Origin of the sequence: Flavobacterium olei (assembly GCF_039749035.1) — a bacterium.
GTDB classification, from domain to species: Bacteria; Bacteroidota; Bacteroidia; order Flavobacteriales; family Flavobacteriaceae; genus Flavobacterium; species Flavobacterium olei.
Map to the genome: position 1 here is coordinate 239505 of NZ_JBDKWC010000007.1, position 19742 is coordinate 259246.

20 protein-coding genes are annotated in these 19742 nt (G+C 35.3%); 11 read left to right on the forward strand and 9 right to left on the reverse strand.

Annotated elements, in window-relative coordinates:
• Positions 1-85 precede the first annotated feature (85 nt).
• Positions 86-1189 carry a Glu/Leu/Phe/Val family dehydrogenase gene (locus tag ABEB31_RS18965; RefSeq protein ID WP_347053231.1) on the reverse strand — a complete coding sequence of 368 codons (1104 nt, stop codon included), beginning with the start codon at positions 1187-1189 and terminating at the stop codon, positions 86-88.
• Positions 1190-1392: 203 nt separating this feature from the next.
• On the opposite strand from ABEB31_RS18965, the gene ABEB31_RS18970 reads away from it, so the two are divergent.
• The 4 genes from ABEB31_RS18970 to ABEB31_RS18985 all read left to right on the forward strand — a co-directional run bounded on the left by ABEB31_RS18970 (position 1393) and on the right by ABEB31_RS18985 (position 5165).
• A complete protein-coding gene (locus tag ABEB31_RS18970) occupies positions 1393-3171 on the forward strand; it encodes an ABC transporter ATP-binding protein (protein WP_347053232.1) in 1779 nt (592 codons plus the stop codon).
• Positions 3172-3239: 68 nt separating this feature from the next.
• Positions 3240-3608, forward strand: coding sequence for a PUR family DNA/RNA-binding protein (locus ABEB31_RS18975; RefSeq protein WP_347053348.1), 369 nt, complete (start codon positions 3240-3242; stop codon positions 3606-3608).
• A gap of 165 nt (positions 3609-3773) precedes the next feature.
• The gene (locus ABEB31_RS18980) at positions 3774-4598 is read left to right on the forward strand and encodes an alpha/beta hydrolase (RefSeq protein ID WP_347053233.1); all 825 of its coding nucleotides are present in this window, start codon (positions 3774-3776) and stop codon (positions 4596-4598) included.
• Positions 4599-4622: 24 nt separating this feature from the next.
• On the forward strand, positions 4623-5165 hold the full coding sequence (locus tag ABEB31_RS18985) for an RBBP9/YdeN family alpha/beta hydrolase (protein WP_347053234.1): 543 nt from the start codon (positions 4623-4625) through the stop codon (positions 5163-5165).
• Positions 5166-5267: 102 nt separating this feature from the next.
• Here ABEB31_RS18985 and ABEB31_RS18990 read toward each other — a convergent pair whose 3' ends face one another.
• Complete coding sequence (locus ABEB31_RS18990) at positions 5268-5603, reverse strand: tRNA-binding protein (RefSeq protein WP_347053236.1); 336 nt, start codon at positions 5601-5603, stop codon at positions 5268-5270.
• Positions 5604-5732: 129 nt separating this feature from the next.
• On the opposite strand from ABEB31_RS18990, the gene ABEB31_RS18995 reads away from it, so the two are divergent.
• The 3 genes from ABEB31_RS18995 to ABEB31_RS19005 all read left to right on the forward strand — a co-directional run bounded on the left by ABEB31_RS18995 (position 5733) and on the right by ABEB31_RS19005 (position 8053).
• Positions 5733-6626 (forward strand): alpha/beta fold hydrolase, encoded by an 894-nt coding sequence (locus ABEB31_RS18995; protein WP_347053237.1) that lies wholly within the window; start codon positions 5733-5735, stop codon positions 6624-6626.
• Between the two features lie 132 nt (positions 6627-6758).
• Positions 6759-7313 (forward strand): thioredoxin family protein, encoded by a 555-nt coding sequence (locus ABEB31_RS19000; RefSeq protein ID WP_347053238.1) that lies wholly within the window; start codon positions 6759-6761, stop codon positions 7311-7313.
• Between the two features lie 359 nt (positions 7314-7672).
• Positions 7673-8053, forward strand: coding sequence for a GreA/GreB family elongation factor (locus ABEB31_RS19005; protein WP_347053240.1), 381 nt, complete (start codon positions 7673-7675; stop codon positions 8051-8053).
• 107 nt (positions 8054-8160) lie between these two features.
• On the opposite strand, the gene ABEB31_RS19010 is transcribed toward ABEB31_RS19005, so the two are convergent.
• From ABEB31_RS19010 to ABEB31_RS19040, 7 genes are all read right to left on the reverse strand, one after another.
• Positions 8161-8484, reverse strand: a complete 324-nt coding sequence (locus ABEB31_RS19010; RefSeq protein WP_347053242.1) for a c-type cytochrome — start codon at positions 8482-8484, stop codon at positions 8161-8163.
• A gap of 88 nt (positions 8485-8572) precedes the next feature.
• A complete protein-coding gene (locus tag ABEB31_RS19015; RefSeq protein ID WP_347053243.1) occupies positions 8573-9505 on the reverse strand; it encodes a peptidylprolyl isomerase in 933 nt (310 codons plus the stop codon).
• A 42-nt stretch (positions 9506-9547) separates the two neighbouring features.
• Entirely contained in the window at positions 9548-10696 is a 1149-nt protein-coding gene (locus tag ABEB31_RS19020; RefSeq protein WP_347053244.1) for an MFS transporter, read from the reverse strand.
• Positions 10697-10894: 198 nt separating this feature from the next.
• A complete protein-coding gene (locus tag ABEB31_RS19025) occupies positions 10895-11236 on the reverse strand; it encodes a cupin domain-containing protein (RefSeq protein WP_347053245.1) in 342 nt (113 codons plus the stop codon).
• 53 nt (positions 11237-11289) lie between these two features.
• Complete coding sequence (locus tag ABEB31_RS19030) at positions 11290-12162, reverse strand: sugar phosphate isomerase/epimerase family protein (RefSeq protein ID WP_347053246.1); 873 nt, start codon at positions 12160-12162, stop codon at positions 11290-11292.
• A 32-nt stretch (positions 12163-12194) separates the two neighbouring features.
• Positions 12195-12731: an NADPH-dependent FMN reductase gene (locus ABEB31_RS19035; RefSeq protein WP_347053247.1), complete on the reverse strand. Its 537-nt coding sequence runs from the start codon at positions 12729-12731 to the stop codon at positions 12195-12197.
• 73 nt (positions 12732-12804) lie between these two features.
• Positions 12805-13161 (reverse strand): hypothetical protein, encoded by a 357-nt coding sequence (locus ABEB31_RS19040; RefSeq protein WP_347053248.1) that lies wholly within the window; start codon positions 13159-13161, stop codon positions 12805-12807.
• Positions 13162-13413: 252 nt separating this feature from the next.
• Here ABEB31_RS19040 and trmD point away from each other — a divergent pair, with 252 nt between their 5' ends.
• From trmD to ABEB31_RS19060, 4 genes are all read left to right on the forward strand, one after another.
• Positions 13414-14094 carry a tRNA (guanosine(37)-N1)-methyltransferase TrmD gene (trmD, locus tag ABEB31_RS19045; RefSeq protein WP_347053349.1) on the forward strand — a complete coding sequence of 227 codons (681 nt, stop codon included), beginning with the start codon at positions 13414-13416 and terminating at the stop codon, positions 14092-14094.
• A 254-nt stretch (positions 14095-14348) separates the two neighbouring features.
• The gene (rplS, locus tag ABEB31_RS19050) at positions 14349-14699 is read left to right on the forward strand and encodes a 50S ribosomal protein L19 (protein ID WP_095931369.1); all 351 of its coding nucleotides are present in this window, start codon (positions 14349-14351) and stop codon (positions 14697-14699) included.
• Between the two features lie 279 nt (positions 14700-14978).
• Entirely contained in the window at positions 14979-17198 is a 2220-nt protein-coding gene (locus ABEB31_RS19055; RefSeq protein ID WP_347053249.1) for an NADP-dependent isocitrate dehydrogenase, read from the forward strand.
• Between the two features lie 146 nt (positions 17199-17344).
• Positions 17345-19729 carry a TonB-dependent receptor gene (locus ABEB31_RS19060; RefSeq protein WP_347053250.1) on the forward strand — a complete coding sequence of 795 codons (2385 nt, stop codon included), beginning with the start codon at positions 17345-17347 and terminating at the stop codon, positions 19727-19729.
• Positions 19730-19742 lie beyond the last annotated feature (13 nt).

The window sequence follows — 19742 nt, forward strand, 5'->3', positions numbered from 1 at the left end:
TCAAAAAAGAAACCTCCGTTTACAGATTATCTGCAAACGGAGGCCAATTTTATATAAACGAACAGTAAATATTCCTTAAAGAATATTATTTTCTGTTCTCGATTCTTCTTTGATCAATACGGTTTTGAGCAATTGTAAGAGCCGCTTTATGAGTAGTCATGTTGTTTTTTGCTGCAAAATCGATAATCTCCAAAGTAGTATTGTAGATGTTTTCGGTTTTAGTCATGATTTCAGCTTTACCATAGTTTGCCAATTCAGCGTAAACATTGATAATTCCACCAGCGTTAATCAGGAAATCAGGAGCGTATAAAATTCCTCTTTCTGTTAATCTCGTACCGTGAACATTCTCGTCTGCTAACTGATTGTTGGCCGCACCTGCAATTACTTTAGCTTTAATTTTTTCAATAGTAGCATCATTAATAGTCGCTCCCATTGCACATGGCGCATAGATGTCTACATCTGCAGTATATAAATCTTCTCCGGTATAAATTGTTGCATTGTATTTTGAAGCAACCTGATATAATTTTTCTTCATTAATATCTGTAATCGTTACCTGTGCTCCTTCTTTAGTTAAATATTCAACCAAAGTCTCACCCACATGTCCGATTCCCTGAACCAAAACTTTTTTACCTTCTAAAATATCAGAACCAAACTGACTTTTAGCAGCTGCTTTCATTCCTAAGTAAACACCATACGCCGTAACAGGAGAAGGATTTCCTGAACCACCTCTTTCCTCAGAAATACCCGTCACATAAGGTGTAACATCTCTTACAGTATCCATGTCTTTTGTCTCCATTCCGACATCTTCTGCAGTAATATATCTTCCGCTTAATGAGTGTACAAATTCACCAAATTTACGCATTAACTCAGGAGTTTTCTGGGTTTTTGCATCACCAATAATAACCGCTTTACCTCCTCCAATATTAAGTCCGGTAATGGCAGATTTAAAAGTCATACCTCTCGAAAGACGTAAAACATCATTTAAAGCTTCCCATTCTGTGTTGTAATTCCACATTCTGGTTCCTCCTAAAGCTGGTCCCATAACCGAATTATGAATACCGATAATTGCTTTTAAACCTGTATCTTTGTCATTGCAAAATACAATTTGTTCGTGATCGTCAAAAGATAACTGACCAAAAACAGGATCCATTTTTTGAAGTTCTTTTCCAGTTGCAAAAGTTGCATCCATAGCGCTAGTATAAATTAGTTAAAATTATGAATTTGTCAAAAAGACTTCTCAAACATAATTAAAAAATACACATGTGCTAATTTTTTATCTTTAAAATAACAATATTACAATCCAATTGTTTTGATTAAATCGCAAATTATTATAATTTTATTTAATAATAATTCTTAAATACAAAACAATTCAATATAAGATTTCTTAAAAAAATGAAAGAATTAAGCTATTTAAACAAATATTTCATCAAATATAAATACAGTTTTTCACTTGGTATTTTAATAACCATAATCGCACAAATATTTTCTTTATTTACTCCAAAGCTCATTAGTAAGTCACTGAATGCTATTGAAAATTTCGATAAATTATCAGCTGCAGACCAAAAATCTGAGGTAGTAATTGCCGCATTTCGACAGGATTTAATTCATAACGTTCTATTAATCATAGGAACAACGATTGTAGCGGGCTTTCTGACTTTCTTAATGCGTCAGACTTTAATTGTAATGTCCCGTCATATAGAGTTTGATTTAAAGAATGAAGTTTTCCGTCAGTATGAAAATCTTTCGCAAAATTTCTACAAACAAAACCGAACGGGAGATTTGATGAATCGAATCAGCGAGGACGTTTCAAAGGTCAGAATGTATGTTGGCCCTGCGGTAATGTATACTATTAATACATTTATTCGGTTTGCGATCGTTATATTATATATGTATAATGTATCGCCGAGACTTACCTTATATACCATATTGCCATTGCCGGTTCTTTCTTACTGTATTTTCAAATTAAGTTCTGAAATTAATAAACGAAGCACCACTTTCCAGCAATATTTGTCTAAAGTTTCTAGCTTTACCCAGGAAATCTTTTCGGGAATTCGGGTCATCAAAGCGTATTCATTAGAAAATCAACATCAAAATAATATGGTCAGTCTTGCAGAAGAAAGTAAACGTAAAAGTTTAAGTCTGGCAAGAGTGCAATCTTTATTCGGTCCCTTGATGATTGCCCTCATCGGAATCAGTAATCTAGTGGTTATTTATTTTGGAGGCGTAATGTATATTAACGGCACCATCCCAAACATCGGTACCATCGCCGAGTTTATATTGTATGTCAATATGCTGACCTGGCCGGTGGCGTCTTTAGGATGGGTTTCTTCGATGGTTCAGGAAGCAGAAGCTTCTCAAAAACGTCTGAATGAATTTCTGAAAATTGAACCTGAAATTAAAAACAATAACGAAAACTCTTCTGTAATTGACGGAAATATTGCTTTCGAAAATGTTTCTTTCACTTATAATGACACGAATATTAAAGCTTTAAAAGATGTTTCCTTTACAGTTAAAAAAGGAGAAACACTAGCGATTTTAGGAAAAACCGGTTCGGGAAAATCAACTATTCTTTCGCTTATTTCCAGACTTTACGATGTTACGGATGGAGAAGTTAAAATTGATGGCAATGAAATTAGCTCTTTAAACCTGAATGATCTTCGAAATAATATCGGAATTGTACCGCAGGATGCTTTTCTTTTTTCAGATACTATTAAAAACAACATTAAGTTCGGAAATCAAAATGCAACTGATGAAGAAGTGTTTGACGCTGCCAAAAATGCAGTGGTTCACGATAATATTATTGCATTTAACAAACAATACGACACCATTTTAGGAGAAAGAGGAATTACACTTTCCGGCGGACAAAAGCAGCGGGTTTCCATCGCAAGAGCCATTATTAAAAATCCTGCTATATTACTTTTTGATGATTGCCTTTCTGCCGTAGATACAGAAACCGAAGAAATGATCCTGAATAATTTGTTTAAAATCTCAAAAGACAAAACAACGATCATTGTAAGCCACCGAGTTTCTTCAGCTAAGAATGCAGACAAAATTATCATCCTCGAAGACGGACGCATCATTCAACAAGGCTCTCATAATCAATTAATAAATGAAGAGGGATATTATGCAGCGTTATATTTAAAACAACTTTCGGAAAAAGAATTACTTTAATTGTTGCGTAATAGATAATTTTTTATGATTTTTGATTACTATTAATTCCAAAAATGATAGAACGTATTATGAGAGAAAATGACATGTTAGAAAAAGAAGAGATTTTTTCTAAAGTTTTACGAGCAGGAAGAAGAACTTATTTCTTTGATGTGAGAGCTACCAAAGCTGATGATTATTATATCACTATTACTGAAAGCAAAAAATTTACTGAAGAAGATGGTTCGTTTCATTTCAAAAAACACAAAATCTATTTATACAAAGAAGATTTTGGTGCTTTTGCAGAAATCCTGGAAGAAATGACTTCTTATGTTTTAAACCACAAAGGCGAAGAAGTAATTTCTGAGAGACATCAAAAAGATTTTAAAAAAGAATATAGTTCTACTGAGAAATCTGAATCACGATCAAGTTTTACAGATATTGACTTTGATGACATTTAATCAAAATCAAATTTTACATAAAGTAAAAGTCCAAATTGTTCTGCATTTTGGACTTTTTTTATATATTTATTTGTGAGATGTTATTGGTAAAATGTAAAACGCTTTTTAGAACTCATTTTTTTATATAACATTCACTTTTAACTTCTAACATTCCACTTTTAAAAAATGAAAAAATTAATCATCCTCTTAACTTTCTTCCTTTACGGAATTTCACTTACAGCACAGAATACAGAATACGAAACCAAAAGCAATATCCAGTATTATAATGCTGCGGCTAATAAATCTGATAAATATATTAATGAAAGATGTGTCCTGGATATTTATTATCCTAAAAACAAAACAGGATTTGCAACGATCGTATGGTTTCACGGCGGAGGACTTACGGGCGGAAATAAAGAAATTCCGGAAGCTTTAAAAAATAAAGGTTTTGCCATAATTGGTGTAAATTACAGATTGTCGCCAAAGGTAAAAGCAGAAAAATGTATTGAAGATGCGGCGGCGGCTGTGGCATGGGCATTCAATTCTATTAGCAATTACGGCGGAGATAAATCACAGATCTTTGTGTCTGGGCATTCTGCCGGAGCTTATTTAGCCAATATGATTGGTCTGGATAAAAAATGGCTTCAAAAAGAAAACATAGACGCTAACCAAATTGCCGGATTAATTCCGTTTAGCGGGCAATGCATTACACATTTTGAAATAAGAAGAGAAAACGGAATTCCCGAAAAACAGCCAACAATTGATCAATTTGCTCCTTTATATTTTGTTCGTGCTGATGCTCCTCCATTATTATTAATTACCGGTGATCGTGAATTAGAAATGTTAGGACGTTATGAAGAAAACGCCTATATGGCCAGAATGATGAAATTGGCCGGACATAAACAAACTAAATTGTATGAGCTTGACGGTTACGGTCACGGAATGACAGAACCCGGTTTTCCGCTTTTGGTTAATGAAGTAAACCGTATTTTAAACGAACGCAAAAAATAATCACTAAATACAAATTCCACGGCAATGGAGACACAACTTTTAATTATTCCGGGACTCGGAGATTCCGGAGAAAAACACTGGCAGACTTTTTGGCATAAAAAATTTGAAAACTCTATTCGGGTTGTACAAGACAACTGGGATGAACCTATTCGCGAAGAATGGCTGGACAGATTAAGCGAAAACATTTTAAAATTAAACCAGCCCACAATTTTAGTTGCGCACAGTCTGGCGGTTTCATTGGTTTTGCACTGGGCAGAAAAAAATCAGAATTCTAATATTATTGGAGCATTTCTGGTGGCTCCGGCAGATGTAGATTCACCTCAGCACACGCCTGAGTGCATCAGGAATTTTGCGCCAATGCCCATTTACAAGCTTCCTTTTCCGTCAATAGTTGTTGCGAGCGAAAATGATCCCTACGCTACATTTGAAAGAAAAAAATATTTTGCAGAAAAATGGGGAAGCGATTTTGTAAACGTTGGACAAAAAGGTCATATTAATTCTGATTCTGATTTGAAGTATTGGGAAGAAGGTCAGCTCATTTTACGTGACTTTATTTCAAAAATTTAAGTCGGGCTTTCAGGTCTTCAGTCTTAGCGTCCCGAAGTTTCGGGACGCTAAGACTGACAATTCCACAAGCTATTAAGATAACTATCAACTCCAGCTCAAGAACTAGCCAATTCGAAGACCATTTGGAATTTTAAAATCGGGAGCAAGTAAAACGACATCTTCCTCCTCGCCTACTGCACCAAGCACCAAACACTCACTCATAAATTTTCCGATTTGTTTTTTTGGAAAATTGACTACCGCAATAATTTGTCTGTCGATTAAATCTTCTTTCTGATATCTTTTGGTAATCTGTGCCGATGATTTTCTAATTCCAATTTCAGGACCAAAGTCAATTGTTAGCTGATAAGCCGGCTTTCTGGCCTCAGGAAAATCATTTACTTCGACAATCGTTCCAACGCGCATATCAGTTCTTTCAAACTCGTTCCAGATTAAATCCATTTTATATATTTTGATTTACAAACCTATTAATTTTGTAATTAATGACCCTAATTCTATAAGCTTTTTCTTCCTGTTATATTTTAATTTTACCTCACACAAAATAGACACTAACGTAAAAAGATATATATAATGGAACATACTGAACCAAACGCATGTATGACGATTAAGGATTTTGAATCTAATCTGAAACAAATACATACCGACAAATACATTGAAACTGCTCAAAACGTACGACTTTACGTGAAAGATTACGGACAGGGAAAACCTGTAATTCTTATACACGGATGGCCGCTTTCTAATGAAATGTGGGAATATCAGATTGACAATTTAGTGCAAAATAATTTTAGGGTTATTGCCTACGATCGTCGCGGATTTGGTAAATCCTCTCAACCTTGGGACGGCTATGACTATGATACTCTGGCAGATGATTTACAGGAAATTATCGAACAATTAGAACTTACAGATGTAACTCTGGTAGGATTTTCTATGGGTGGTGGTGAAGTGGTTCGTTATTTCAGCCGTCACGGCGGAAAAGGTGTTACAAAAGCAGCTTTGATCTCATCTGTAGTTCCTTTTTTACTTAAAACATCGGATAATCCGGACGGTCATCCACGGGAAAAAAGTGATACTACCGCAGAAGCGATTAAAGAAGACAGAATTGCATTTATAGATAATTTTGGAAAAACATTTTTCGGAGTAAACATTATCAACAAGCCTCTAAGTTCTTCTTTATTAGAGTATTACAGAAATCTTTGTGCGGCAGCGTCGCCAAGAGCAACTTTAAAATGTGCAGAATCTTTCAGTTTCACCGATTTCAGAGATGAGCTTGATTTTGTAAAAGTTCCTACATTGATCATTCACGGAGATGATGATAAAATTGTACCAATCGATCTGACCTCTAAGAAAGCTTCTGAAGGAATCGCAAACAATACATATATTGTTTATGAAGGTGCACCACACGGTTTATTCTATACAGAAAAAGAGAAACTGAATGCAGATTTACTTCAGTTTCTTAATTCATAAAAAAATATAAAAATTTTACAGAAGTATCCAAAGAAGCAAGCTGATCCAGCTAACTGCTTCTTTGGATATTTTTTTATTGTGCTTTTATTTACAGATTTTTAAACCTATTTTTGAAAATCAAATTTGCATCAAATGGCACGAACTGAATCAACAATGCTTCCTCTCGGAACTATTGCTCCCACTTTTTACTTAAAAGACACCAACTCAAATGACTTTTATTCGTTTGGAGATTTAAAAGGTTCAAAGGGAACTCTTGTTATTTTTATCTGTAATCATTGTCCGTTTGTGCTGCATGTCATTTCAGAAATTGTTATGATCGCCAATGATTATCGCGTTCAGGGAATTGGTGTAGTGGCTATTTCCAGTAATGATATTATAAAATATCCCGAAGATTCCCCCGAATTGATGACTGAATTTGCAATGGAACACAAGATCGATTTTCCCTATTTGTATGATGACAGTCAGGAAACTGCAAAGTCGTATCAGGCAGCTTGTACTCCGGATTTCTATTTATTTGATAATCAAGACCAACTATTTTATCGTGGGCAACTCGACGATTCCAGACCCGGTAATGGAATTCCACTTAGCGGAAGCGACCTCAGAGGTGCCATTGACGCTTTACTTTACAACAGAAGTTTAAAAGAACCTCAACGTCCAAGTGTAGGCTGTGGGATTAAATGGAAGTAAAAACGTACGAAATTCAAAAAGATTACCTATCTTTGCCGATCAATTTTGATTGTCTAATGGGAAGTATAATATCATTTACAGTGTATAAAAAGTCGTTTTGCGTTGCAGAACCGCTTCCGGCTGTAATTATTTCGCATAGTAAGGCCTTTATTATTTAGGCCTCCGTCTACTTCGGTTTTTTTCTTCTTGACGGAGGATTTTATCAAATTTTATAATTCAATTTTATCTGAAAGCACATTTGCGCCTTCAGCTATTTCCGTTTTCTTTTAACACAGATTTATCTCAATTCAGAAAAAAGATTGAGGTCTTAATTGTTTTTCTTTAAATACATATAATAAATTAATATAATGAATACAGCTATGAAACCCATACCAACATTCTGCTCAGCAGATTACAAACTCCTACGTGAGTTGATTTTAAAAAGTAAAAATGATACAAATGCAAAAGAAGCCAATCAGCTTTCTCAGGAATTAGACCGGGCAGTGGTCAGCAAAGGAGAATTAACGGATGAATCAATCATCAGAATAAATTCTACCGTAACCGTTGAAGATGTAAAGGCAAAAAAACAAATGAAAATTCAAATTGTACTTCCCTCTGTTGCAGATGTAAAACAATCAAAAATTTCAATATTAGCGCCATTAAGTGTGGCTATAATTGGTTTTAAGGAAAATGACGAAGTAGATTGGGAACTTCCTGCCGGAATTAAAACTTTAAAGATCGTTGCTGTCAGCAATGCATAATTTTTTTGAACACCTCATTCGTGAAGGTGTTTTTTTATATCTTATCTAAAACAAAAAACTATTCAATACCATTACTGAATAGTTTAGTTCTTTTTAAATCGCAAATTTTATAACTGCGAATAAATGAAATTGTTGATTGATGCCATTTTCAAATCATCAAGCTTTGCCTTCTTTTGCATTCTCACCAAAATTGGTTTCCACTCTTCTTTACTAAATTGTTTGGGCTCGTACCATTTGTGGCATTTCGCACAATTATTATCATAAAGTTTTTTGCCTTCTGCCAAAGCGGTATCTCCAAATATTAAATCTTTAGCAGATACTTCCTTTGTCGGCGGCGGAGGTGGCGGTGGCGGCGTTTCTGCAACGGTCTTTTTACCGCCACATGATACTAATACCAAAACCATTCCGGCCAGAATTATATTTTTCTTCATTGTCTTTGTTTTTTGTAAATATAAAAAAAATCCCATTCGGCGGGCGAATGGGATTAGCTATAAAGACAATTTAAAATTGATCTAATTTTTATTTTACGTCCATTAATTCAACGTCAAAAATCAAAGTTGCGTTTGGCGGAATAACTCCTCCAGCACCAGCTGGTCCGTAACCTAAATCAGATGGAATTACAAAACGTGCTTTGTCTCCAACCTGCAATAAGGCGATACCTTCGTCCCATCCTTCGATAACTTGTCCGATTCCTAATTTAAATTCGATTGGTTTTTTACGCGGATAAGAAGAATCAAAAACTTTTCCGTTCTCTAAAGATCCTTCGTAGTGAACAGAAACTGTTTTACCTGCCTCAGCTCTTTTACCTTCTCCTTTTTGGATCATTTTATAACGTAAACCACTTTCTGTTTTATCAAAACCAGCAGCCAGTTGTTCCATTTTTGCTTCAGATTCTGCTTTTAAAGCAGCTTCTCTTTTCAGACGTGCTCCTTTTAAACCAATAAAAGACTCAATAGCATTCCATTTTTGCGCTTCTTCTCCAACTCTGATAATTTCTACAGAATCAAGATTATCACCTTGTGCTACAGCATCTACAATATCCTGTCCTTCTAATACGTGTCCGAAAACAGTGTGTTTGTTATCTAACCATGGAGTTGGAACGTGCGTAATAAAAAATTGAGAACCATTACTTCCAGGACCAGAATTGGCCATAGATAATACTCCCGGACGATCGTGTTTTAAACTTGGGTGAAATTCATCATCAAATTTATATCCCGGATCTCCTGTTCCGGTTCCTTTTGGACAACCTCCCTGAATCATAAAATCAGGAATAACTCTGTGAAAAGTTAATCCGTCATAGAATTTTTGTCCCTGAGGTTTTACTTTATTTTCCATATTACCTTCTGCAAGAGCTACAAAGTTCCCTACAGTTCCCGGCGTCAAATCGTGTGTCAATTTTACTAAAATCGAACCTTTGCTAGTATTGAATTTAGCGTATATTCCGTTTTCCATGTTGTTATTTTTAATTTCAACGCAAATTTACAAATTAATTTTTTAATCAATTTGCGCTTTCTGTTTTTTAGATTTATAAGTAAGTGCGTAAATGGCCAGTGATACTAACGACAAAACCATACATCCTATTGTGACGGCCGGCCATCCTCCTAATTTCCATAATAATAATCCGTAAGCAGATCCGGCAGCGGTTCCTAAAAAGCTAAAGGACATAAATACTGTATTTAACCTGTTTCTGGCTTCGGGCAATAGTGAGTAAACTCTGGTTTGGTTGGAAATGTGCACACCCTGAATTCCGATATCGATAAATACGATTCCGATTGCAATTCCGATTACACTTTCTGCTGAGAAATAAAAAACCAAAAAGCTTATTAATATCAATAAACAGCCATAACCAACTGCAATTCTCGAATTTCCTTTGTCTCCCAGCCTTCCAACAAGAGGCGCAGCCAATGCTCCCGAAGCACCAACAATACCGAACAAACCTATCGTAGCACTGTTAAAACCAAACGGATCTCCTGAAAGCAATAATACCATTGTCGTCCAGAAAGCGCCAAACTGAGCAAAACTAAAAACATTAATTGCCGTTGCTTCGCGTAAAACCGGCTCTGTTTTTATTAGTGTAAAAAGAGACTGGATCAATTGTCCGTAAGTTCCCTGAAACTGCGGTCTGTTTACCGGAAATTTATTCTGGATAACAAAAAAGATTAAAAGACAAATTCCGGCAGCAATGTAAAACATAGATCTCCAGCCCAGAACTTCTCCAATAAAGCCGCTTAAAGTGCGCGAAAGCAGGATTCCGACTAAAAGTCCGCTCATAATGGTCCCAACTACTTTTCCTCTTTGCTCGGGTGCGCTTAAAGATGCTGCCAGAGGCAAAATAAGCTGTGGTACAATAGATGTAATACCAATTAAAAGTGACGCGACCTGTAATACAAAGAAACTTTTTGCTGTTGCTGCAATTAGCAAGGCAATTACAGAGGCAAAAGTGGTCATTAAAATTTGTTTTTTTCGTTCTATTTTATCACCAAGCGGTACCATAAAAAACAATCCGATGGCATAGCCCGCCTGCGTAAGATACGTTATAGTTCCGGCATTGGCTTCGGGAATTTTAAATTCGTTGGCGATTAATACAATCAAAGGCTGGCAGTAATACAAATTTGCAACGATAAGACCAGTGCAAACTGCCATAAACAGTACGTTTGTTTTGGATAAATTCATATTACAAAAATACTATATTCAGCTTAAACTAGAAAAAGCTTCACTTTTTCTTTTATAAAATTCAGTACAATCAGCCGTTTTTATATTGAATCTGTATTATTGATGCTTAAACATTAATCGTAAAGATTTGCTTTCGCGAAAGCGGAGATAAAAACTGATTTGCTTATTTTAATATTCCAAAAAATCTTCTCTCATCGGACTAAAAACATCCGTCAGCATTCCAGCTTCCAGACATAGCACGCCATGAACCGCGTGAGGCGGGATATAAAAACTGTCACCTACTTTTAATGTTTCTGTAACGCCATCAATAGTGACATCAAATTTACCACTTTCAATGTAAGTTACCTGCGTGTGGTGATGGTCGTGCAGAACGCCGATTGCTCCTTTTTCAAAATGAACATTTACCAGCATTACCCGATCATCAAAAGCTAAAATCTTGCGTTTGATGCCTTCTCCTGCGACTTCCCACTCTATTTCGTCTCCTTTTATAAACTTTTTACTTGTTGTCATACTACACTTTTTAAATAGATATTCTACAAAAATATGGCTTTGAATATTAGGAGTTAGATTAATTCTTTAGAAATAAAATCACAACTCTTCTTTATAGAATCATAAGAATTTAAAGCAAAATTATTTTCCTGTTCCACAAAAAAATGAACCATTCCGGATTGTTTCGCAGCTGCAAAAAAAGGTTTAAAATCAATTGTTCCCGAACCTACTTCTGTATTTAAATCGTTATTCTTTTTATCTTTATCTTTAACATGCCACATTTTAAATCTTCCATGATTTTCCCTGAACAATTGAAGAGGATCGTTTCCTGAATGAACTACCCAGTATAAATCTAATTCGAAAAAAACCAAATCCTTATCGGTTTCTTTTAATAAAATATGGAATCCAGTTACTCCGTTATGGTTTTGAAATTCAAAATCGTGATTATGGTATGCTAATTTTAAACCTGCAGCTTTACACATTTTAGCCGCTTCATTGAGACGTGCAGCAATCTTTTTGTAATCTTCGATATTTCTTCTGAAAGGTTCATCAACCCAGGGAATCGTTAAAAATTCGCTTTTCAAAATTTTAGCTGCTTCAATTGAAGCAATTAATTCTGCGGTATTTCCATCATACAAAAAGCTTCCCAAATTATAATGTCCGCTAACCGCTTTTAAGTCATTTTCATCCAAAATCTGTTTTAATTCTTTTGGTGTCAATCCCCAAAATTGATCTTTGGTTGAAAAACCGTATGTTTCAACATTAGTATAACCCGCCTTTGCTACTTTTTCCAGAGTCGATTTTACATCTTTAGGAAGTTCTTCGCGAAGCGTATACAATTGTAATCCTATCTCTTTTTTATTCATAGAAAATGCTAATGACGGTAAAGCTAAAACTGCTGTTGTCGCCAGACCTGTTGTTACAATAAAGTTTCTTCTGGTAATCATTGCAATGGTATAAAATTCAGAAAGTAAATATATTATAAAAAATGACGCTCAAAGTTTTTTATGAAAATTTCGAGTGCTTTTTCTGTTTCAGCATCTACAATTTCTCCATTTGTATTAACTTTTCCACGCACGCCCTGAATTAAAAGCTGGGTCGAAGCATCAAGTTTAGCTTCGAGCGTTTTCATAATGAGTAAAAGTTGCTCATGTGCCATTTCTCCGGAAGCAGCAGCTGTAATAAGACCCGATTTTTTATGAGATAAAATAGTCGTCGAAACACACCATTCCAGGGCATTTTTTAAACTTCCCGGAAGACTGAAAACATATTCAGGAGTACAGATAATGATACCCTCTGCCTCTATTATTTTGTTTCGGAATGCAATAATATCTGCCGGAGGATTTTCGGTATCTAAATCCGGATTGAAATGCGGAAGCGCCGCTAAATCTTCAAATATTTCAACATTAAATTCTGCATTTAAATGATTGGCGATGTACTGCAGCATCTTAAAATTGCTTGAATTTTTTCTTGTACTTCCGGCGATGGCCAGTATTTTTATTTTTTGGATGGACATTGTACTAAATAAAAAATTCGTATTTCTAAGTAAGTCTTAAAAATACGAATTTCTTATAATCTTTTTAAAAAATTTAATTGGAAGTCAATAAATTCATTCCAAGCATTTTTTGTGAATCGATAGCCTGAGGAGGAAAATTTTGTTTCTCCTGTTTCGTAGAAGTTACTTTTCCTTCCTTATTGATATAAACATAATTATAGTTCCAGTAATTTTTTCCTGCCATTCCTTCAGAACCATTATTGATAAAAATCTGATCGGCATAAACCAGAATTTCTCCATTGTTATTATTTTCCAGAGTTCGAATAGGAGTTCCCCAGTTCGTTAATATCTGTGATTTAGTTTCTCCTACAGATCCTACCACTGCAGAACTGTTGCTCGCGCACGAAATAAAAAGCGAGACTAGTGCAGGCAGGAATATTAATTTCTTCATTAGATAATGTTTTTTAGAATTAGTTGGTGATAAATTCAATGTAATTAGGTGATGTAATAATACTTAAAGATAAAACATTTCGTCTTACATAATTATCTGAGTATGTTATATAATTATTATATGAAATTGAAAAACAATATCTTACAAACTAAAAACGAAAACTTACGGTCTTCTGTTTTTTTGAATTTTGTTTTTTTATTTGCCCACTATTAACTTGTATCTTTGCATTCGACAATAATTAGAGAATACGAAATGCGAATTGATATTATTACACTTTTACCCGAACTTTTAAGAAGCCCTTTTGAAGCTTCTATTATGAAACGTGCCATTGACAAAGGTCTGGTCGAAGTTCATTTTCACAATCTCCGGGACTATAGTACAAACAGACAGAAAAGTGTAGACGATTACCCGTTTGGAGGCGGTGCGGGTATGGTAATGACAATTCAGCCAATTGATGATTGTATAACACATCTTAAAAGTCAGCGGGAATATGATGAAATCATTTATATGTCGCCCGACGGAGAAACGTTAAATCAGAAAATGGCCAATACAATGTCTATGTACGAAAACATTATCATTTTGTGCGGACATTATAAAGGAGTTGACCAACGAGTGAGAGATCATTTTATTACGAAAGAAATTTCAATTGGAGATTACGTTTTATCCGGTGGAGAATTGGGAGCTTTGGTTTTATCTGATGCTTTAATTCGTTTAATTCCCGGAGTTTTAAGTGATGAAACCTCAGCATTAACAGATAGTTTTCAGGATAATTTACTTTCGGGACCAATTTACACAAGACCCGCAGATTACAAAGGATGGAAAGTGCCGGAAGTTTTAACCAGCGGCCATTTTGCAAAAATTGACAAATGGCGCGAAGACATGGCATACGAACATACTAAAAACAGAAGACCGGATTTATTGGAAGAAGAATAATTTGTTTTTGGTTTTTTTGTTTTAGTTTTTTTTTGTTTCAGGTTTCAGGTTGGATTATGCAATAAACTTGAAACCTGAAACCTGAAACCTGAAAGCAAACCCCTCCTAAACCTCAATTTATCAACAACTTAAAATAATTTACGATCTACATTTTATAATTCATAATTATTTTCTACATTTGCACCCGAATTTGACCAACCTCTGGCGAGATCCGTGCATGTTGTTCTAATATAAAAACCATAATTTAAATTATCATGGCAGATTTATTAAAATTCGTTCAAGACGAATTCGTTGCTAGAAAAGATTTCCCTGTATTCGGAGCTGGAGACACAATTACTGTTTTCTACGAAATTAAAGAGGGTGAAAAAACAAGAACTCAGTTTTTTAAAGGAGTTGTTATTCAAAGAAGAGGTTCTGGTAACACAGAAACTTTTACTATTCGTAAAATGTCTGGTGCTATCGGAGTTGAGCGTATCTTCCCGGTTAACTTACCAGCTTTACAAAAAATTGAAATTAACAAGAAAGGTGCTGTTCGTAGAGCGAGAATTTTCTACTTCAGACAACTTACTGGTAAAAAAGCTAAGATTAAAGATAAAAGAAGATAATCATTTATCTAAATGTTATAAAAAACCCGTTTCATATTCTTTGAAACGGGTTTTTTTTATGTTCTAAATTCAACACTGATAAAATTGCAATTTTTTAATAGCAAAATCATTGAATTAGCAATTTAACGAGTAGGAAATAACAATCTGTTAATTTCTCCTTTTCTCACCAAAACTCAACCGTTTTCGTTGTGATTTTATTATATTTGCTCCGCTCATTTTGAGCCGAATATACCTTTACATCGTTAACTTCTGACGATACGATTATAAAAAAAAAAGAAAATGACAAAATCAAAAATTTTTTACACCTTAACTGATGAGGCGCCGTTATTGGCAACTTACTCTCTTTTACCAATTGTTCAGGCTTTTACAGCGACAGCTGGAATTGAAATCGAAACCAGAGATATTTCGCTGGCAGGAAGAATCTTATCAAACTTCCCGGATTCTTTGACAGATGATCAAAAAACTGTTGATGCATTGTCGGAACTTGGACAATTAGCAACTCAACCAGAAGCTAACATCATTAAATTACCAAACATTTCAGCATCTGTGCCTCAATTAAAGGCAGCGATTGCCGAATTACAATCACACGGATATAACGTACCAAATTTCCCTGAAGATCCTCAAAACGATGCGGAAAAGGAAATTAAAGCAAAATATGCAAAAGTTTTAGGTTCTGCCGTAAACCCTGTTTTACGTGAAGGAAACTCTGATCGTAGAGCTCCAAGAGCTGTTAAAAACTTTGCAAAAGCAAATCCACACTCTATGGGTGCGTGGTCTGCAGACTCAAAAACAAAAGTAGCTTCTATGCCAGACGGAGATTTTTACGGAAGTGAAAAATCTTTGACCGTAAACGAGGCAAATGATGTAAAAATCGAATTTGTTGCTAAAGACGGATCTACAACTGTTCTTAAAGAAAGTACTCCGTTAAAAGCCGGAGAAATTATTGACAGCTCTGTATTAAGTGTAAAAAAACTTAAAGAATTTGCTGCTCAGGCAATTGCTGAAGCTAAAGCTGCAGGAGTTTTACTTTCTGTACACTTAAAAGCTACAATGATGAAAGTTTCTGATCCAATTATATTTGGCGCTATCGTTGAAGTATATTTTGCAGATCTTTTCAAAAAATACGAGTCTTTATTCGCAGAATTAAATATTGATACCAGAAACGGTTTAGGTGATATTTACGCTAAAATCGCCGGAAGACCAGAACAGGCTGAAGTTGAAGCTGATATTACAAAAGCAATAGAAAACGGACCAGCTTTGGCAATGGTTAATTCTGATAAAGGAATTACCAACTTACACGTTCCTTCTGATGTTATTGTAGATGCTTCTATGCCTGCAATGATTCGTACTTCCGGACAGATGTACAACAAAGAAGGAAAACAACAAGATACATTGGCGGTTATTCCAGACCGTTCTTATTCCGGAATTTACACGGCTACTATCGATTTTTGTAAAAAACACGGTGCTTTTGATCCAAAAACAATGGGAAGTGTTCCTAACGTTGGATTAATGGCTCAAAAAGCTGAGGAATACGGATCTCACGATAAAACTTTCCAAATGAAAGCTGACGGTGTTGTTCGTGTTGTTGATGCAAACGGAACTGTTTTAATGGAACAAAACGTTGAAACTAATGATATTTTCAGAATGTGTCAGGCAAAAGATGCTCCAATCCAGGACTGGGTTAAACTGGCTGTAAACAGAGCACGTCTTTCTAGTACTCCTGCCGTTTTCTGGCTGGATGAAAACAGAGCACACGACAGAGAATTAATCGTTAAAGTTGAAAAATACCTTAAAGATTACGATACAACAAATCTTGATATCAGAATTTTAAACCCAATTGCTGCTACAGAATTTACTTTAGACAGAATTATAAAAGGTTTAGACACTATTTCTGTAACAGGAAACGTTTTACGTGATTACCTTACAGATTTATTCCCGATTTTAGAATTAGGAACTTCTGCAAAAATGCTTTCTATTGTTCCTTTAATGAATGGCGGTGGATTGTTCGAAACTGGTGCTGGTGGTTCTGCTCCAAAACATGTTGAGCAATTTACAGAAGAAGGATATTTGCGTTGGGATTCTCTTGGTGAATTTTTAGCTCTTGGTGCTTCTTTAGAACATTTAGGACAAACTTTAGACAATTCTAAAGCAATTGTTTTAGCAGAAACTCTTGACGAAGCAAACGATAAATTCCTGGCAAACGATAAATCTCCTGCTCGTAAAGTAGGTCAGATTGATAACCGTGGCTCTCACTTTTATTTGGCATTCTACTGGGCTCAGGCGTTGGCTGCTCAAAATAAAGATGCAGAATTAAAAGCGGTCTTCACACCAATCGCTGCTGAATTTAAAGCTAACGAAGCTAAAATTGATGCCGAATTAATTGGTGCTCAGGGAAAAACGCAGAGCATTGGCGGTTATTATCAGCCAACTCCGGAATTGGTAAGCAAAGCCATGCGACCAAGTGAAACATTTAATGCTATTATTTCGAAAATAAAATAATTAAAAAGCTTTTCGGGCATTTTCCAATAAATAATCAAAAGGACAACTCTCAAGGTTGTCCTTTTTTTTATCTTAGCTATATTTAAAGAACTTCCGTGATAATAATTAAGTTAGAATCGTTAACCATGTATATCAAAATCAATACAATGATTACAAAAAGTACCTGCACATTTTTTCTTTTTATTTTAACGATTTTTACCTCATTTGCGCAGGAAAAATTCACGTTAAGCGGAACTGTCAGCGACAGCAAAAACAATGAAACCTTAATCGGGGTCAATATTTATATTCCCACCTTAAAAATCGGAACTACCACAAACGAATACGGATTTTATTCTCTATCGGCTCCCCAGGGACAATATGTGGTAGAAATAAGTTATGTCGGCTATCAAAGCATTCAGAAAAATATCATTTTAAATCAGAATACAAAAAGTAATTTTTCTATAACAGAAGGAAACGGCGAAGAACTTCAGGAAGTAATTATTACCGAAAATAAAGGGAAAATAAATGTAAAATCTCCCGAAATGAGCGTTAATAAGCTCTCTATTTCAACTATAAAAAAAATGCCTGTTGTTTTAGGAGAAGTTGATGTTCTAAAATCTATTTTATTACTTCCGGGCGTTACCAATGCCGGCGAAGGCGCTTCGGGCTTTAATGTCCGCGGAGGCGGTGCAGATCAAAACCTGATTCTTTTAGATGAAGCCATGATTTTTAATTCATCTCACGTTTTTGGCTTCTTTTCTGTCTTTAATCCTGATGCAATAAAAGATTTAAAATTGTATAAAGGCGGAATTCCTGCACGCTACGGAGGAAGAGCTTCTTCTGTTCTGGAGATTTATCAAAAGGACGGAAGCAGTAAGGATTTTCACATGAATGGCGGAATCGGTTTAATTTCAAGTCGTTTGCTTGCCGAAGGCCCGCTGGTAAAAGATAAAGGTTCTTTTTTAATTGGCGGAAGAGCTTCCTACGCCCACTTATTTTTAAAATTGTCTGAAGAAAATAAGAATAATGCAGCGTATTTCTATGATTTAAACACAAAATTAAGTTATAAACTTAATGACAATAACAGTGTATACTTATCGGGTTATTTTGGCCGTGATGTATTTCGTTTAAATAAAAGTTTTACCAATACATACGGCAACTCCATCTTAAATCTCAGATGGAATCATTTATATTCTAATAAATTATTTTCCAATCTTTCTTTAATCTACAGTGATTATTATTATGGTTTGGACCTGGATTTTGTAGGTTTTAAATGGGATTCCGGAATTAAGAATTACAATTTAAAATACGATTTCAAACATTATCTTTCCGATAAACTAAAGCTGAATTATGGTGTAAACGGGATCTATTACGAATTTAATCCCGGAACTATAAAACCTACCGGAGAAGATTCAGGAATTAATCCCGATCAGTTAGATAAAAAATATGCTTTTGAACCTTCTGTCTATTTGGATGCAGAAAGTCAGCTTTCTGAGAAAATTACAGTTGCTTACGGATTGCGTTACAGCTTATTTTACAGACTGGGTTCTTCTACCATCAATTACTATGATAATAATGAAGCTGTGGTCTTTAATGACAATTTGCAGATTTATGAGAAAGGGACACCCACTTCAACAAAGTATTTCGGTCAAAATAAAGTCATTCAAAAATATGACAATTTGGAACCCCGTTTTTCTGTTTCCTATCAATTAAATGAAGATCAGGCGATAAAAGCGAGTTACAATAGAATGGCGCAGTATCTGCAGTTAATTTCGAACACTTCATCTCCTACTCCGCTCGATGTCTGGATGCCAAGTGATACTTATATCAAACCGCAGCTGGCAGATCAGGTTGCTGTAGGCTATTTTAGAAACATTAATGATGATGCTTATTCCCTGGAAGTAGAGACCTTCTACAAGAAAATCCAAAACAGACTGGATTATATAGATGGTGCCGATTTAATTGCCAATGAAGCAATCGAACAGGTTATCCTAAATGGGCATATGAGATCGTACGGTTTGGAAATCATGGTCAGAAAAAACAAAGGCAGGTTTAATGGATGGATTTCTTATACACTTTCCAAATCAGAGCAGCAAACGCAGGGAAGAACACCAGAAGAACCTGGAATTAATAATGGTGAGTGGTATTCTTCTGCTTATGATAAAACACATAATTTAGCGATTACCTCTGCTTATAACCTGAATGAAAAATGGTCGTTTGGTGCCAACTTTGCGCTGCAGTCCGGTCAGCCGGTGACTTATCCGAACGGGCAATATGAATATTTGGGAATTACAGTTCCGAGCTACGGATTGCGAAACGAAAACAGGCTTCCCGCCTATCATCATTTGGATATTTCTGCCACTTTAACACCTCGCAAAAATAAAGACAGAAACTGGAAAGGAGAATGGGTTTTTAGTATTTACAATCTTTACAACCGTATGAATGCGGCGTCGATTAATTTCCGCCAGAATGTGGACACCGGAGTAAATGAAGCGGTACAATTATCCATTTTTGGAGTTGTTCCGGCTGTTAGTTATAATTTCAAATTCTAAAGAATGACTTTAG